This is a genomic window from uncultured Arthrobacter sp. (assembly GCF_902805515.1).
GTDB lineage: Bacteria > Actinomycetota > Actinomycetes > Actinomycetales > Micrococcaceae > Arthrobacter_D.
Map to the genome: position 1 here is coordinate 48,226 of NZ_CADCTE010000156.1, position 12,583 is coordinate 60,808.

Sequence of the window (12,583 nt, forward strand, 5' to 3'; positions counted from 1 at the left end):
GGGCACCTTTGCGCGAGGTGAGGCTCCGGTCGTGACGTCGATCGAACTGGGACTCATCCTCGCCGGAGCGGCAGCGCTGTCGGTTCCGCGGGCCACCTGGCGGTGGTTCGGCCTGGTGTCGACGGTCGTACACGAACTCGGGCATGCGTTTTCCGCCCTGATGGTGGGGCACAGAATCACAGGCATCACCCTGAGGCTCGACCACTCCGGCAGAACCACCTCCTTTGGCCGGAGCGGGCTCCGGACGGTGTGGTCCGGGTTCTGGGGCTACCCCGTTCCGGCGGTGGTCGGGGCCGGCCTCGTCTGGGCCGGCCTTACCGGGTGGGGGCCGGCCGCGATGTCGGCCGGAGCCCTCGTCCTTGTGCTGACCGTCCTTTTCATCCGGAATGCCGGGGGCCTGCTCATCCTCCTGGGCACGATCGCCGCCGTCGTCGGGCTGATGCTCTTCGTCCCACCGGTGTTCACCGGGCACCTCGTCGTCGGTCTCGGGCTGGCCCTTCTGGTGGGCTCGGTCCGCGACCTGCTCAATGTCACCATGGTCCATCTCCGGCACCGGCACCGGCTTGAAACCTCGGACGCGTATCTGCTCTCCCGGCGCACCGTCGTCCCCTCCGCGGTGTGGCTGTTCCTTTTCACGGCGGTGATCGGCGGTTCCTGGTTCCTCGCCGGGCGAGCCGTCGGGATGGTGGTGGCAGCGCTCTAGTTCCTCGGCCGGCTTCTCAGCTGGTCCCCGTGGGAGCCCACGCCGCAGGCACCGGGACTACCAGAGCAGGCGGGACAGGAACCTCCGGGGTTTCGCGCTCATTCTGCGCCAAGGACCGGGGCCGGGGCGTCGATGACGTTGGGGACGAAGCGGCAGAAGTAGTCGGTGATGTACCCGTCCGATTCGCGGATGCCCACGCCGACCGCTTCTCCGTCGACGATCCAGGAGCCGAGGACCGGGTGATTGCCGTCGAAGTCAGGCAGGGGGCTCCAGGCCTGGTAGCACCAACCTTCGGCGCCGTAGTCCCCAGGCTGCTCGAGCTCGATCCCCTTCGCATGGATGCGGATATTGTCCCCTTCGCGTCCATGAAGGGGTTTGGCTACCCACTCCTCCATCCCGTGAGGGCCCTCCAGATAGGACGGCAGGAGGTTGGGGTGCCCTGGGTAGAGATGCCAGAGTGCGGCAAGGAGCGCCTTGTTCGAGAGGAACATTTTCCACGCTGGTTCATACCATCGGGTCATCACCGGCCAATCCCGGATGTTCCTGCCGAAGTCCTCCTTCATCATGTGTTCCCACGGATACAGCTTGAAGATGCTGCTGATGACGTTCTCATCAAGGTCGACGAACCGCTTGGTGCGGGCGTTCCAGCCGATGTCGCTCATGTTGATGCCGACGGTCTCCCACCCTGCCTGGTTGGCGACATCGAGCATGTAGGCGGCGGTCATCCAGTCTTCGCCCGACTCTTCGACTTCGGTGTGGGCCACATGCAGCCTTGCTCCATCGAGGCCCCCACGCTGCTTCTCCCACGCCCGGACAAGGGCTTCGTGGATGCCGTTCCACTGGTCCTTGTGGGGCATCACGTCCTGCAGCCAGTACCACTGGGCGATCGACGCCTCGATCAGCCCGGTGGGGGTATCGCCGTTGTATTCGAGCATTTTGGGCGGGTTCACGCCGTCGTAGGCGAAGTCGAAGCGCCCGTAGACGGCGGGTTCGCTGCGCGCAAGGGAACTCGCTGCCAGCTTCAGGGCTTCCGGACCGATGCCGATGGTGCCCATCGCCCCGGTGGCGAGGTACCGGGCGGCCTCGATGCACATGCCATGCAGTTCCTCGGTGACCTTTTCGAGCATTTCCACTTCGACAAGGTCGAACTGGTAGAAGGCACTTTCGTTCCAGTACTCGATTGAGGAGCCATCGGGCAGGACCGTCGTCGAAAAGACGAGGCCCTGGCTTTCGATCTTCTGTTTCCAGTCGGGGCGCGGAACGGAGGGAATGCGCTTCACCTCAGCCACCCATGCTTCCCGAGCGGCCGCCGCTGCCCGACTTGGCACTGTCGCCGAAACCGCCCCGGCTTACCGCCGAAGACCCCGAGGCGGGCAGGCCGCTCCGGGTCGAAGCACCCGCCGGAACCGTGGTGACGCCGCCGGAAAGCGTTGACCCGACGGGAGGAATGGACCTGCTGATAGCCGCGCTGCGCGCCCCCATGGCGAAAAAGTACCACCCGTAGACGCCGGAGGACCGGCCTTCCTCGCTGCACTTGCTGTCCTCGACCCGCTCCTGCGTGGTGCGGTCCTGGCAGACCTGGGCGTAGTCGGCGTCGATCACCTCGCCCGAGGGGGAGCATCCGGTGAGCACGGCGCTTGCAAGAAGCGCCGTCACACCAATGGAAAGGGACGCACTTCGGCGGCTTCGATTCCGATCGCCCGCTGATGGGGCTTGGATATCGGTCATGGTCGGCTTCCGGTCGCTGGGATGATGAATGAATCCGGGCCCTCTGCTGGTACGTACGAGGTGTCCGCTCAGCGGCAAGGCAGGCGGCCTGGTGGAACGGCGGGGTGCTGGCCCGAAGTGAATCCCCGGACCGTTGGTCCTGACGCTTGAAAAGTACTGTAACCCACCAGCAGGAGTGCTCCGCCAGAATTGGCTGTGGCGGCGTCGCCCGAAGGTAGTGAGCGACGGGCGCGGTGCGCCCTATGATCTTCTCCATGGCGGCACTCGGAAAGGTTTCGTACTGGTCGGCCGAGCACGGATGGGGAGTGATTTCTTCGGCGGAGACCCCCGGCGGATGCTGGGTACACTTCAGCGCGGCCGCCGAAGGCGGTCTCCGGGACCTGGCTGAGGGCCAGATCATCGAAATGGACTTCGAAAGGGCCGAGCAGGACGGGTATCACTTCAGCGCCACGCGGGTGTGGCCCCCGGGTGCCCGGCCCGACCGAATCCCGGACGGCGGAGCGTCAATACATCGGTCCGTTGAGGAAGAGCTGCGGTTCACGACCGGCGACGACGATCCGATGCAAACGCGCACCCGGGGGCTTCCGATAAGCCGCGCCTACGAAAGCCACCTGCACATCACCTTCGACGACGATGGACCGGCCTCGCCCTAGGCAACCGAAAAGGCCACGAGCGTGACCACCGCGTTGTTCACCGCGTGAAGCAGAACGGGCGCCCAGAGGTTCCGGTGGAACCGTTGAAGGAGGGCCAGGGCCACTCCGAGCGCGAAGAGATAGACGAAGGTCAGCAGCACGAGGTGGACTGCGGCGAAGAGAACAGCCGAGAGCACGACGGCCGCGGAAGGTCGGAACCGCCTCAGGAAACCGCTGAGGAAGGCGCCCCGGAACAGCACCTCCTCCCACAGCGGAGTGAGGACGGCGATGACGAGAAATGCGATGACAAACACCGGGGCGGGCACCGCGGTGATGACCTCGGAAAGGGGGTCATCAGACGAGCCAGCCGATGAAGTGTCAACGCCCAACGGAGCCAACACAGCAAGGAAAAGTCCCTGCAGCACTCCGGCGGCCAGCATCGAGACGGGGATCTGCCAGAGCAGGTGGAACATCCGGCGCGTCGGCCGGCGGAACCCAAGATCACGGAGACTTAGGCGGTTCCGCCGGAAGAGATGGACGTACAAGGCAAGGATGACGGCGGCGGTCACGCCGCAGAGGCTGATAACCACAACGGCTGCGACGGAATCGATGAGGCCGAGCAGCCCGGCTGCCAGCACGGCAGCAAAGAAGGCAGCGGCATAGATCACTACGAACAGCAGTGCCCAGCCGGCCTGTTTCAGGGTCACTCCCGGAGCCCCCTGCATTCGGTCCAGCGAACGGGCGCCTGCGCCACCGGCACCTGGATTCGGGCTTCCACCGTGGTCCATCATTTGCCCCATCCCGCCATCATGCCGCAGGCAGCCGGGCTGCCCGCCCCGGTATCCAACAGCAGGACGGCTCCGCAGAAAGTGCCCAGGACGGCGCCGGCACCGAGGCCCTTGAGCAGAATGCCCATCGCCGGTCCTCCGGGCGCGGTAGGTGCGTCGTCGTCGCTGATCAACATGCGCCTGAGAGTACTCCCGATTTCCTCAGGCTGCGGCCACCGTCCCGTGCCGTCACGTGAGCCACAGGCGCGACCGACGGCCTTGTCCGCCGTCGGACCGGGCGGGACAATGTCCCTGTGCAGAACGTGCAGCCGTCCCCGGAAACGTTGGCGAAGGTGGCTGGGTCGGCAGTTGGTGCGGGCCACCCGCTTCCAGTGAGCGACCATGTGCTGGTCCCCCTCGGCGTCCCGCTGTCGAACATGACGACCGCCGGACTGTGGCGGCTGCAGGGCACGGCAGGCGAGGGAGAGGACCGACACGCCTTCTCATCGATTCTCAAGGTAATCCATACTCCGCTGCGCTGGTCTGGGATTGAGCAGATCCCTGAAGAGCTGCGGGGATTCGTCGTCGAACACTACCCCTGGCGCACCGAGGCTGAAGTTTACGCCGGCAGCCTCGGACAGCACCTGCCCGAAGGGCTGCGGCTGCCGACGGTGCACCACATCGAGGAGCTTGACGAGGACAGTACGGCGATCTGGATGGAGGACGTTCAGCAAGACCCGCACGCTGAGTGGGACCCCGACCGTTTCGCCCGGACGGCATACCTGCTCGGCCGCATGGCCGGTGCAGCGGGGGCGCCGCGCGGAAACCCTCGCGACCTCGCCGACTACGTCTTCGGGCCGGGCGAGCACATCTTCATTCCGCGGCTCCGATCAGGAACATTCCGTTCCCACCCCGCCTTCGAAGGCAGTGTGGATGACCGCCTCGAGGAGGACTTGGTCGCGTTGACCGGGCAGCTTCCCGCGCTCCTGTCGGAACTGTCGGCCCTCCCCCGTACCCGCGCACACGGCGATGCCTGTCCCCAGAACCTTCTGCAGTGCCGCGACGGCGTCGTGGCCATCGACTGGGGCCTCTTCGGCACCGCCCCGGCCGGCTTCGACCTCGGCCAGCTGCTGACCGGACTCGTCAATGAGGGGCTGCTTCCCGGATCGGCTTTGCCTGAGCTCGCGCCCCGTTGTCTCGATGCCTATCTGTGGGGGCTGCGCGACGAAGGGGCGACGCTACCGCGGGAACTGGTACGGAGGGGATTCGCCATCTCCACCGCGATCGTCAGTGGGCTCTCCGCGCTGTTCCCCCCTGAGCTGGACGGGCCGGATTCCGAGCACCTGCACCGGCTGATCGCGGCACGGGCTGATATGGCGCGTTTCCTCATCGCGGAGCTGGCCGCCTCCTCGACGTCCTGATCGCAAACGCTGAACCTGCCTGTCGGCGGAAAGGGAATCCCATGGCGACTTTTGTGCTCCTCCACGGCGGCGGTTCCACTGCTTGGGACTGGCATCTGGTTGGTCCGCTTCTTGAGGGCGCGGGCCACGACGCCGTTGCCGTGGACCTGCCGATCGAAGATGCCAACGCCGGGCTCGAGCAGTATCTCGCCGTCATCGCCGCCGCTGTGCCGGCCGCACGGCATGTCATCGTCGTCGGGCATTCCCTCGGCGGCTTCATCGCACCGCTGGCCTGCGAACATCTCGGCGCGGAAGGCCTCGCCTATCTCGCCGGAATGATCCCGCTGCCCGGTGAGAGCTTCGCCGACTGGTGGACCAATACTGGGCATGACTCGGAGAGCATCGACGACGACCCGGAGGTTCTCTACTTCAACGGTGTCCCTGATGCTCTTGCCCGCGAAGCCCGCGCGCGTGAGCGGGATCAGCAGGGCACCTGGATGTCCGGGCCGTGGCCGGCGGACCGGCACCCCGCGGTACCGACTCTGGCCATCCTGTGCCGGGAGGACAACCTCTTCCCGGCCTCCTTCATGAGACGCCAGGTGCGGGAGCGGCTGGGGATCGAGCCGGTTGAGATCGACGGCGGACACTATGCCGCCCTCAGCCAACCGGATGCAGTCGCCGCCGCATTGGTTGACTTCGCCGGGCGGTGGGCCGGACCGTAATGCTGTCCCCCTGAGCCCGACCGGAACCCGCCAGACCGTGGACCTGGCAGCCTTGACGACCCCGTGACGGCGTCGACGCGCGGCCGGCGCACCCGATTGCGACCGGCGCACCTCATTGCGACGAACGCACCCGATAAACCGGGCGCCGCCGTCGTTTTCGGGCGCCCGGGACGCAAGCCGCAGCACATCGCGCCGTCCCTCGCAATGTGACGAAGCCAATACGCGCCCGAGGCGGAGAAAACGGTGCCCATCCGGACAATGGAACCTGTGGTGGGGACCGTATCTTGAGGAACGCCGAAATGCAGTGGCTGAATAACAACCGTGACCTTCTTCCGTCCGCCGGCGCACTGGCGGGCGTGCTCATATTCTGGACCGCTGGAGCGTTCGGCGGCCTAAGGGTGCTGAATGGATTCCGCTCCCCGTTGGCGGAGTTGATCGGGCTCTACCTGATGTTCATACTCCTGATCGCCTCGGTCGCCGTTGCATACTGGGCCGTCCGCGAACTGCCAAGGCGGCTCGCGCTCCGACGCCACACCGACCGCTTGCCGCTGCGCCAGTAACCAATGCGCTCTACCCGGCAGGCTTCGACTGCTGTCGGACGGGGATTAGGGCCTTCCTGCGCACCACAGCGAGGTGAAGAGCAACTCGATGGGCCGCCGGGCCGGTTAGGCTGGGCGGATTCCTTCGCAAAGGCAGGTGGGCCCGTGACCGAGTACGCCGACTTCGCCTCCCGGCTGCGTGACGTGCTGGTTGGCATTGCCACGCTCGAGGTGGACGGCGGCGCAGACTCACGACCCGCCCTGCTGAGTCCGGACGGCCGGAGGTTCGTCTTCGCCCAGACCCTTGCGCAGATGCACGCCGCCGTCTCGCGGATCGACGGCGAGGTGCTCTCCGATCCGGCCGACTCCTCACCGCTGGAAGGTCAGTTGAGGCTGTTCTCCGTCCACATCTGGGAGGCCCTGGAAACGGCCGCCGGTGACGCCGGGACACTGCGGATCACTTACTACGGCGTCGTGGCGGAATAGCCGCACCGCCGAGAAGTTAGCGTCGCGAGTAACCCCTTCCAGCGACCTGGGAGGGGTTCCCCGGGCTCTGGGGAAGGTTGCACTAACGACGGCTATCCCGACGAAGACTTCTGTCTCATTTGAAACATCAGTGCCATTGGTCACATTTCGCGGTAGGGTCAGGAACTGAAATGGGGTAGAGCCGGAGCAAGCCGGAGGTTCCCGCCGCGGAGGGAACCGACGAGCCGCCCGCCCCGCCTGCGACGTCGTTGACCCCGCGGACCGCAGAACCCACGCCAAAGCCCTCCCGACGCGCCACACGTCCGGTGAACGGCGTCTTCATACCTTCAAAACCCTCGCGATAGGCACACCATGAAGCACCCACGGGAATCGCTGATAGCAATGGCCGCCGCTGCGCTCCTGCTGCTTGTGGGACTCGGTCCAGCCTGCGCGGGAAGTGGACCCACAAACCTCCGCCAGGACTATGCGGCGAGCTCGTCGACCTCGATCCGGGCAGTATGGAACCCGGTTCCCGGCTACAGCGGGGTGTACAAGCACTATCTCGACGGAAGGTTCGTCGTCGGCGCTTCGGACCCCACCACCGGGGAGACGTTCTCGGGCCTGGCCTCCGGATCGGTTCACACGGTGCAGGTCAGCGCCGTGATCAGCGGCGTTGAATACAAATCGGCTGTCGTGACCATGAAAGCGACCAGGACCCCGCCGATCGCGCCGGCTCCGCCGACGAATCTGCGGCCGGTGGCTTCAGGAACCACCCAAACCGCGATCAGGGTCGAATGGGACGCACCCGCGGGTTACGCCGGAAGCTACAAGCACTATGTCAACGGCGTCCACGTCGCTGGACAGGACGACGCCACGAAGGGCGAAACTCTCACCGGCCTCGCTCCGAACACGAGCTACACCATCCAGGTATCGGCAACGATCGGAGGGATCGAGAAGAAGTCGGCCGTCCTCACGGCAAAGACCAACGCCGTGCCCCCGGCACCACCTGCCTGGAAGCTGTACTGGGCGGACGAGTTCAACGGCGCCGCCGTAGACACCACGAAATGGAACGTCCTCGACAACTCAACCTACGGTGACGGCAACGACGAGCTTGCCTGTCTTCAGAACGAAAACGTCGGTGTGGCGAACGGCAAGCTGACCATCACTGCGCAGAAACTCCCGGCTCCGGTTCTCTGCAACAGCAACGACGGGCGCTTCCCGAACGGACGGCTGTACACCTCCGGCCACCTGAACACGCTCGGAAAGTTTGAAACGACGTACGGCCGGTTCGAGATGAGTGCGAAGCTCCCTGTTCAGCAGGGGACCTCGAAGGGGCTCTGGCCTGCCTTCTGGATGCGCCCGGTCGACCGCGGTGTCGGTGAGATCGACATTATGGAAGCCCTCGGTTCCTCGAAGGCGGAGACCCATGTCCGGGCGAACGAGGTCCACCAAACGATCCACTACGACTACGGCTACACTGCACCCCACGGCATGCAGGACCACGAGTACATTCTGCCGAACGGGCGCACTATGGCTGACGGGTTCCACCAGTACGCGGTTGAGTGGGAGCCCGGGGTCATCCGCTGGTACGTCGACGGCGTGAAAACCTACGAGCGGAACCGGACGACCACCTCGTGGATGGATGAGAGCTTCAGCCGGAACTTCTTCCTCCGGCTCAACATGGCGGTCGGAGGGGGCTGGCCCGGTGCACCGGATGCAGACACCCAATTTCCGGCACTCATGGAAGTCGATTACGTCCGGGCCTACAAGCGCTAGAAGCCTGTCAGCAACAGACGCTCCGCTTGCCGGCCCACCGGGTCACTCGGGAAGCGGCTGCCCGTACGGATAGTCCACCCACACCCCCGGTGTACCGTCGCCCGCGACGGCCTCCGCACCGCGGACAACTGCCGAATAGTCAGCCGGAAAGCGGGCACCCTGCAGCACCGTGCTCAGGTGCACCTCGTGATGCACCGTCCCGTCCGCGAACCGGACGTCGTAGACGATCCCCCTCCGAAGGCGCGGTCTGCGCAGGATCAGGGAACGGCCCTCCCTGGCCACCCACGTCGCCCTGACGTGGACCGGCATGATGTCGGACATCGACATTCCTCTCTCAGCTGTCGGCTGCGCCCGGACGTTGAGCTGCGGCGGGGCGGGTCAGCGGCGGGCTGATGAAATCCTTGTCCACGCTGAAGACGGTGGCCGGGGCACCCTTGGCACGCGGCTCCTTCCGGCCGGTGTCGGCAAGCACGGGGGTCATCTTGCGGGTGAAGTTGCCTGGGTCCATGGTGGCCCCCCAGACGGCGTCGTAGACGTGGCGCAGTTGGGAGAGAGTGAACTCCTCGGGGACGAGCCGGGCGGCCGTCAGGGTGTATTCCATCTTGCCGGCGAGCCGGTCCAGTGCGTCGGTGAGGATGTCTTGGTGGTCGAACGCGAGTTTCTCGTTGGCGAGCACCGTGTGCACCGGCTGCCACTGGGCGGAGGCGGCGTCGGATCCGGGATTCAGGTCGGGCAGGGTCTTCCCATCGGTGGCCAGCAGCGCCAAGTGCGCCACGGAGACCACGCGCATGCGCGGATCCCGTTTCGGGTCGCTGTAGGTTGCGAGCTGCTCGACGTGGGCGCGGTGGGCGCCCAGGTCCAGGCCGGTCTCTTCGGCAAGTTCCCGCCAGGCTGCATGGAGAGCATCCTCGTCGGCCCGGACGAACCCGCCCGGCAGTGCCAGCGCCCCTTGGAAAGGGTGCCCGCCGCGTCGGATGAGCGCCGCCTGCAGGACACCCCCGGCCACGGCGAAGACGACCAGGTCCACGGCCAGTGCCACCGAGGGGTACTCCCTGGGCTGGTAGTCCTGGAGGAACTGCTCCTCGGTGCCCATCAGGCTCCTGCCAGTACCGTGCGCGTGGCCCAGGGCGGGGAAGTGAAGCGGGTCCGCTGGGCAATGATCAGGTCAATGATCTCAGTTGCGGTGGCCATGCGCCGCTCCTGATCGCCGGTGACGAGGATCCAGGAGTGGCCCGCGCGGGTGAGTTCCTCCTTGAACCATTCGGTCATTTCGGCCCTGCGGTGCTCGGCCTCGCGCCAGCCGTCGTCCTCGAAGTCGACGCCGTCGTCGTCGGTGATGAGATAGATGTCCCGGTGCGGCAGTTGGGTCAGGGCCAGATAGGAACCATAGCTGCCTTCACCGATGTAGAGGCGTTCAAACAGGGAGGTGGCGAGGCTGTCGGTGTCGGCGATGACCAGGGGGCAGCGCGCGGCCGCTTCGTTCTCCATCTCGTTCTGTCGCTCACCGATGATGGAGAAGTCCTCCGAAGTCCACACCAGATCGGACAGGACGGCATCGGGGTTCTCCGCCCGCGCGGCGGCGAACTTGTCGTAGGTGTACTGGCGTCCGTATTCGGGGACGTCGACGAGCTCGGGGTAACGGCCCCGGTAGTGCTCCATGAGCGCCGTCGTGAGGGTGCTGGTGCCGGTGGATTCCGCGCCGACGAGGATGACGCGCACGGCCAGGTCCTGCCGGGCGGGCTTGATGATGTTCCGCCACGCCGCAGTGAGATCGTCACGGCACAACGTCCCGCTGACGGGGTACGCGGTGCGGGCGTGGTCGACCATGACATGGACGGCGCCGAAGTGGGCGGCCAGTTCGGCACCGTATTCCTCGGAGCTGAACACGGCGTCGACCTTAGTGATCCCGCTGACCTTCAGGGCAAGACGGAGGGCCTCGTCGTGGGCCTTCCAGATGGCGGCGGAGTGGTAGTCCTCCGGGCAGTCGTTGGGCATCCCGATGACGGTGACATTGGTTTCGTCGAACTCTGCCGCTAGCCACCTGACCCGGTCGGCCACGGTGATGTTCTCGAAGCGGTTGCCCAGGACGACGACGGCGAGCTTCTGGCTCTGCGCGGCTGCGGTCGTGATCAGGTGTCGGTGGCCGGCGTGGGGCGGGTAGAACTTGCCGATGATTACGCCCTGCGGGTAGAGAGTCACGCTGGCACCTTCTCTGTCTCGACAGCGGGCCCGGCCTGGAGTGCGCGGGCGCGCTTCCAGTCGACGAGGCCGTAGATGCACAGGGCCAGGAATCCGACGTAGAGGACGGCGGTAAGGGCGAGGCCGCGGCTGTAGTAGAGCGGGATGGACACCAGATCGATGACGATCCAGACGTGCCAGTGCTGGAAAATCTTTTTTGCCTGCGCGTAGGTGGCCAGCAGCGATGCGGCGAGAACGAATGCGTCGGGCCAGGGCACCTGCGAATCGGTGGCGCGGGTGAGGATCATGGCCACTCCGACGGTGGCGGCGACGACTGCCACCAGGCCGATGAGGCCCTCGTTGCGGGACGCGTCCCGAATGGGCAGGTCACCCTTCACCTCGGTGTCCTTCGCCCCACGGACCCAGTTGTACCAACCGTAGACGGCGACCGAAGCGAACACGATCTGCAGGACGGTCTCGCCGTACAGTCCGGCGCCCAGGAACAAGATCGTGAAGGCGATGTTGTTCAGGATGCCCACCGGCCAGTTCCAGGCCCGTTGCTTGGCCACGCCATAGACGCAGGCTGCTCCGGTGACGAAGCCGATAACTTCGATCCAGCTAACAGGGTTATTCAGCAGGGTGAAGGCCGTTGCGTTCATCCAGTCCAGCACTGCAGTCATGTTGTCCCCCTCATTTATTGTCACTTTGACAATAATAATGTTACCCGAGAGAAGTCACCGGGGGAACCCCAGCGGGAACCGGCTTTCCCGAAGACGAGTCACGTCGACCGGAAATAGACGCAGCTAGCCCGGTCCGGACCCGCCCGGACCGACGCGACAGGCAGGGAACCGCCTCCAGGCCGGCTCATAAGAGCCTTGCACGCCAGGAGCTAGGATGAGGCGTCTCACGCATGGAAGCTGGGGAGCCCATAAAGAACACCGCACTCACCTCCGCCGTCCTCCTGCTGATGCTCACCGGCTGCGCGCCGGAGCCGCAACAGTTTTCCATCGAGGACACCTGCTCGGAACTCAAAGCGATCATCGCCGGCCATTCCGATAGCCCAAGCGCAGACGAGCGGAAGAACATCGCCGAGAGGCGTTAGGTCACGCGCCCGCCGGCCCGGCGGTCTCTTGCTCGGAAAGATCGCGTTCAGAACAACCCATCTGTCCTCGGGGATAATTCGCCACCAGACCGATGTGATTGCAACGAGGGCAAAGGCTGCGAGCACTGCTGAGCTGAAGGAAGTGTTCCAGGGTTTGTCCTCCCAGTCCCCGGGGGATCCCACAGCGATGAGGTGTGACTCCTCCTCGGGGTCCACGACGTACCATACGGGTGCGTACAGTGATTTGTCCGGCAGGACGCCCGCGTAGTCCAGCACTTCCTTCCGCCCGTCAACCAGCACGTAGTACCGGGTGCCGCCCCGCCGCCGCGGATCCTTGTCGATAATGATGCTCCACTGGTGTTCCTGGGTTCTGACGGCTTCGCCGGCCCGGTCGAACTCGGCCTCCATGTGGACGCCTAGAAGCACTCCGCTGGGAGCGATGAGCAGTGCGACCAGAGCCGCTGCAGTCCGGCGCGGGCGAACCGGCCAACCTTCGATACGGTGGGCAAGTTTCCTCCGCTTCTCTCTACTGACTCGCCGCCCCCCGGACCCCATCCGGACATCGTAGCGG

At 65.6% G+C, this 12,583-nt stretch carries 16 protein-coding genes; 7 read left to right on the plus strand and 9 right to left on the minus strand.

Features of this window, described 5'->3' with window-relative positions; all coding sequences use genetic code 11:
- The first annotated feature begins 31 nt into the window (after positions 1 to 31).
- The gene (locus QZX79_RS14445; RefSeq protein ID WP_294569235.1) at positions 32 to 703 is read left to right on the plus strand and encodes a M50 family metallopeptidase; all 672 of its coding nucleotides are present in this window, start codon (positions 32 to 34) and stop codon (positions 701 to 703) included.
- Between the two features lie 98 nt (positions 704 to 801).
- On the opposite strand, the gene QZX79_RS14450 is transcribed toward QZX79_RS14445, so the two are convergent.
- On the minus strand, positions 802 to 1,983 hold the full coding sequence (locus QZX79_RS14450; protein WP_294569299.1) for a glutathionylspermidine synthase family protein: 1,182 nt from the start codon (positions 1,981 to 1,983) through the stop codon (positions 802 to 804).
- 1 nt (position 1,984) lies between these two features.
- On the minus strand, positions 1,985 to 2,359 hold the full coding sequence (locus QZX79_RS14455) for a tRNA-dihydrouridine synthase (protein ID WP_294569239.1): 375 nt from the start codon (positions 2,357 to 2,359) through the stop codon (positions 1,985 to 1,987).
- A 326-nt stretch (positions 2,360 to 2,685) separates the two neighbouring features.
- On the opposite strand from QZX79_RS14455, the gene QZX79_RS14460 reads away from it, so the two are divergent.
- Positions 2,686 to 3,084, plus strand: coding sequence for a cold-shock protein (locus QZX79_RS14460; protein ID WP_294569241.1), 399 nt, complete (start codon positions 2,686 to 2,688; stop codon positions 3,082 to 3,084).
- Here QZX79_RS14460 and QZX79_RS14465 read toward each other — a convergent pair.
- Positions 3,081 to 3,770, minus strand: coding sequence for a CPBP family intramembrane glutamic endopeptidase (locus tag QZX79_RS14465; protein ID WP_294569243.1), 690 nt, complete (start codon positions 3,768 to 3,770; stop codon positions 3,081 to 3,083). The two genes, QZX79_RS14460 and QZX79_RS14465, sit on opposite strands and share 4 nt — an antisense overlap.
- A gap of 80 nt (positions 3,771 to 3,850) precedes the next feature.
- Complete coding sequence (locus QZX79_RS14470) at positions 3,851 to 4,027, minus strand: hypothetical protein (protein WP_294569245.1); 177 nt, start codon at positions 4,025 to 4,027, stop codon at positions 3,851 to 3,853.
- A gap of 195 nt (positions 4,028 to 4,222) precedes the next feature.
- Here QZX79_RS14470 and QZX79_RS14475 point away from each other — a divergent pair, with 195 nt between their 5' ends.
- The 5 genes from QZX79_RS14475 to QZX79_RS14495 all read left to right on the plus strand — a co-directional run bounded on the left by QZX79_RS14475 (position 4,223) and on the right by QZX79_RS14495 (position 8,732).
- Positions 4,223 to 5,251, plus strand: a complete 1,029-nt coding sequence (locus QZX79_RS14475) for a phosphotransferase (protein ID WP_294569248.1) — start codon at positions 4,223 to 4,225, stop codon at positions 5,249 to 5,251.
- 41 nt (positions 5,252 to 5,292) lie between these two features.
- A complete protein-coding gene (locus QZX79_RS14480) occupies positions 5,293 to 5,952 on the plus strand; it encodes an alpha/beta fold hydrolase (RefSeq protein WP_294569250.1) in 660 nt (219 codons plus the stop codon).
- Positions 5,953 to 6,251: 299 nt separating this feature from the next.
- The gene (locus QZX79_RS14485) at positions 6,252 to 6,512 is read left to right on the plus strand and encodes a hypothetical protein (RefSeq protein ID WP_294569252.1); all 261 of its coding nucleotides are present in this window, start codon (positions 6,252 to 6,254) and stop codon (positions 6,510 to 6,512) included.
- Positions 6,513 to 6,656: 144 nt separating this feature from the next.
- Entirely contained in the window at positions 6,657 to 6,977 is a 321-nt protein-coding gene (locus tag QZX79_RS14490; RefSeq protein WP_294569254.1) for a hypothetical protein, read from the plus strand.
- Positions 6,978 to 7,328: 351 nt separating this feature from the next.
- The gene (locus QZX79_RS14495; RefSeq protein ID WP_294569256.1) at positions 7,329 to 8,732 is read left to right on the plus strand and encodes a family 16 glycosylhydrolase; all 1,404 of its coding nucleotides are present in this window, start codon (positions 7,329 to 7,331) and stop codon (positions 8,730 to 8,732) included.
- Between the two features lie 42 nt (positions 8,733 to 8,774).
- On the opposite strand, the gene QZX79_RS14500 is transcribed toward QZX79_RS14495, so the two are convergent.
- The 5 genes from QZX79_RS14500 to QZX79_RS14520 all read right to left on the minus strand — a co-directional run bounded on the left by QZX79_RS14500 (position 8,775) and on the right by QZX79_RS14520 (position 12,420).
- Positions 8,775 to 9,053 (minus strand): hypothetical protein, encoded by a 279-nt coding sequence (locus QZX79_RS14500; protein WP_294569258.1) that lies wholly within the window; start codon positions 9,051 to 9,053, stop codon positions 8,775 to 8,777.
- A gap of 13 nt (positions 9,054 to 9,066) precedes the next feature.
- Positions 9,067 to 9,825 (minus strand): NUDIX domain-containing protein, encoded by a 759-nt coding sequence (locus tag QZX79_RS14505; RefSeq protein WP_294569260.1) that lies wholly within the window; start codon positions 9,823 to 9,825, stop codon positions 9,067 to 9,069.
- Positions 9,825 to 10,931, minus strand: a complete 1,107-nt coding sequence (locus QZX79_RS14510) for an AAA family ATPase (protein ID WP_294569262.1) — start codon at positions 10,929 to 10,931, stop codon at positions 9,825 to 9,827. Before QZX79_RS14510 ends, QZX79_RS14505 begins: the two co-directional genes overlap by 1 nt.
- Positions 10,928 to 11,590, minus strand: a complete 663-nt coding sequence (gene pnuC, locus QZX79_RS14515; RefSeq protein ID WP_294569264.1) for a nicotinamide riboside transporter PnuC — start codon at positions 11,588 to 11,590, stop codon at positions 10,928 to 10,930. Before pnuC ends, QZX79_RS14510 begins: the two co-directional genes overlap by 4 nt.
- A gap of 224 nt (positions 11,591 to 11,814) precedes the next feature.
- Positions 11,815 to 12,420: a hypothetical protein gene (locus QZX79_RS14520; protein WP_294569266.1), complete on the minus strand. Its 606-nt coding sequence runs from the start codon at positions 12,418 to 12,420 to the stop codon at positions 11,815 to 11,817.
- Positions 12,421 to 12,583 lie beyond the last annotated feature (163 nt).